Source organism: Allotamlana fucoidanivorans (genome assembly GCF_006265225.1).
GTDB lineage: Bacteria > Bacteroidota > Bacteroidia > Flavobacteriales > Flavobacteriaceae > Allotamlana > Allotamlana fucoidanivorans.
In genome coordinates this window covers 1-2,617 of sequence record NZ_VDCS01000037.1, presented here as the reverse complement: position 1 = coordinate 2,617, position 2,617 = coordinate 1, and the positions used below count along the sequence as shown (strand labels likewise).

At 35.8% G+C, this 2,617-nt stretch carries 2 pseudogenes; both read left to right on the top strand.

Features of this window, described 5'->3' with window-relative positions:
* A pseudogene (locus FGF67_RS17300) lies at positions 1 to 229 on the top strand (hypothetical protein); the annotation flags it as partial.
* A 34-nt stretch (positions 230 to 263) separates the two neighbouring features.
* A pseudogene (locus FGF67_RS16710) lies at positions 264 to 2,617 on the top strand (hypothetical protein); the annotation flags it as partial.

Here is a 2,617-nt window from a genome sequence, read left to right as displayed (position 1 = left end):
AGTATTTTTAGCATGGGGATCAACCGATGTAGATGGTGATGCCTTAACCTTTGATGTTTATTTAGACACCAATAATCCGCCAACAACGGCAATAGTAACGGGTCATACTGATAAAGATTATATGACTTCTACTTTATTAGGAGGAACAACATACTATTGGAAAGTTGTAGCAAAAGATGACAAAGGAGCCTCATCTATAGGACAGGTTTGGAGTTTTACAACAGAATAATTATTAAAGTATACTAAATAAGATAATACCAATAATGAAAGGATATAAAAAAAGAGAATCGTTGATAATGTTTGTGATTTGTATGTTTTGTATTGTAATTAATGCACAAACAGAACTTTATGTAGCTACCAATGGTAATGATGCCAATTCGGGTACCATAGATAGTCCATTGGCAACAATGATTGGCGCAAGAGACAAGGCTAGAAGTACAGGTATTAAGACCATTTATATTCGTGGTGGGCGCTATAATTTTGATACCACCTGCACCCTTGATTCACAGGACTCAGGTCTTACAATTAGTGGTTACCAAAACGAAAAAGTAATTTTTGATGGTAGTCAATTCATTGATGCAGATAAATTTCAATTGGTTACTGACGGCGGAATGTTAGCCAAACTTCATGCCAAGGCACAGGGTAAAGTTTATTCGCAGTTAATAACAGATAGTGGTTTAAAAGCAATTTTAGATAAAAATACGGCACAACTTTCTATAGATGATAAAATGGCAACAGTAGCCAGATATCCTAATATTGGGTTTGCTCATATAAATGTGTCTACAGTGTCTGGGGAGACTGTAAATGAAGAAGGAACACACGATAGCCCTAAAGGAGCCTCATTCAAGTTGCGAGAAAATATTGATGGAGCAAAATGGAGCTCAGAAATTAATAGGGTAAAAAAAATGCATATAAAAGGATACATTTCTGCAGATTGGCTTAAAGAAAATCATCCTGTAAACGCCGTTGAAGCTGATGGTACGATAAGGCTTCGTGATGGATCTCGGTATGGTATTAAAGATGGTGCAGCACATGTAAGTAGATTGTTTTTTTACCATCTTTTATGCGAATTAGATGAACCCGGAGAATGGTATTATGATTCTACAGATTCTAGGTTGTATTTGTGGCCACAAACACAGCTTACAAGTAACAGTTCAATTGGCGTTTGGGCAGGGCCTCAACGTTTTGAGATTAATGATGCTCAAGATATTCAGATAAAAAAAATGACGATACAGAACTTAGGTGCTGGTAATAATGGAGATGCAGCCATTAATGTTAAAGGTTCAAGTAAAAATATTTTGGTCGCTGGTGTAACGTTTAGATATATAGCAGAACCTATATTATCATTGAATTTTCTTGATGATACCAGGAATTGCAGAGCTACTAGCTGTGATTTTTATGATGTTCCAAATAACATTCGTTTATATGGCGGAGGTATTACTTCAACGTCTGTGGAATATGGAAATAATATAGTTGAGAATTGTCATTTTACACAGGTTTATTCTAAAGATTTTTATGGAAAAGCAGTTGGTATAAGAGGGGCAGGAAATATTTTTAGAAACAACTTAATTCATAATATGAATGGTCAGCCTTTAACACATACAGGATCAGATCATATTATTGAGCTTAATGAGGCTTTTAACATTGGTATAGAAGAAGGTGATGGAGGTGCATTCTATACTGGAGGGGATATCTGGTCATTCGGAAATGTTTTAAGACATAATTTTATACATCATAACATGACCGTACCTGGTTTATTAGGTAAAGGAGGGATACATATTGATGATGTTGATGCGGGAGACCAAATTTATGAGAACGTATTCTATAAAGGTGGTTGGGCATCGGTTAAAATGAATAAGGCTGGCGGACATTCTATTAGAAGTAATGTTATGATCGAACCGTATATTGGTATTAGAAATAATAGTAATGGTTTAACTTCCAATTATGATACGGCAATGAATTATTTAACAACTGATCCAACGAATACCATTAAGGCGAATTATATGGGTAGAATGCTTAAAGAGATAGGTGTGTCAGGATGGCAAAGTGGATTAACGGCAGATAATTGGCCAGATAGAGTAGAAAACTTTTGGTATTTAAGATATCCTAAAATGAAAGAGTTATATGAGGCACTTAACACAAATAATAGTCTGGGAGGATATGCAACTGATTTTACGGATAATATGTTTTACGGTGTGATATTACGAGAATACACCACATCTTCTTTAAATCTTGAAACAATAACAGGAACACAGAATGTTACTTTAGATATGTTTGCGAATCCCAGTTCCTTAAATTTTAAGTTCAAGGCGCCACGGCCTAGTTATGCGCCAGATATACCGTTTGAGAACATAGGGTTATATTCTGATGAATACCGATGTGCCCTACCAGATAAAAATGTGTATCGTCAAAAAGTTAAGCAACGTTTTGATGGGCGGCCTTGTCATAGTAGTTCAGCATCATACGATTTTAATTCCATTAACGAATTGCTCTACTACAATTCAGGTGAAGTGGTTTATAAGTTAGCGCCTTGTTTAGGAGCGGTAGAAGAAGTAGGCGATGACACTTATGTATTAAAGGCAATAGGAGAGACCTGTCCAGATAAGGGCAATGGTCA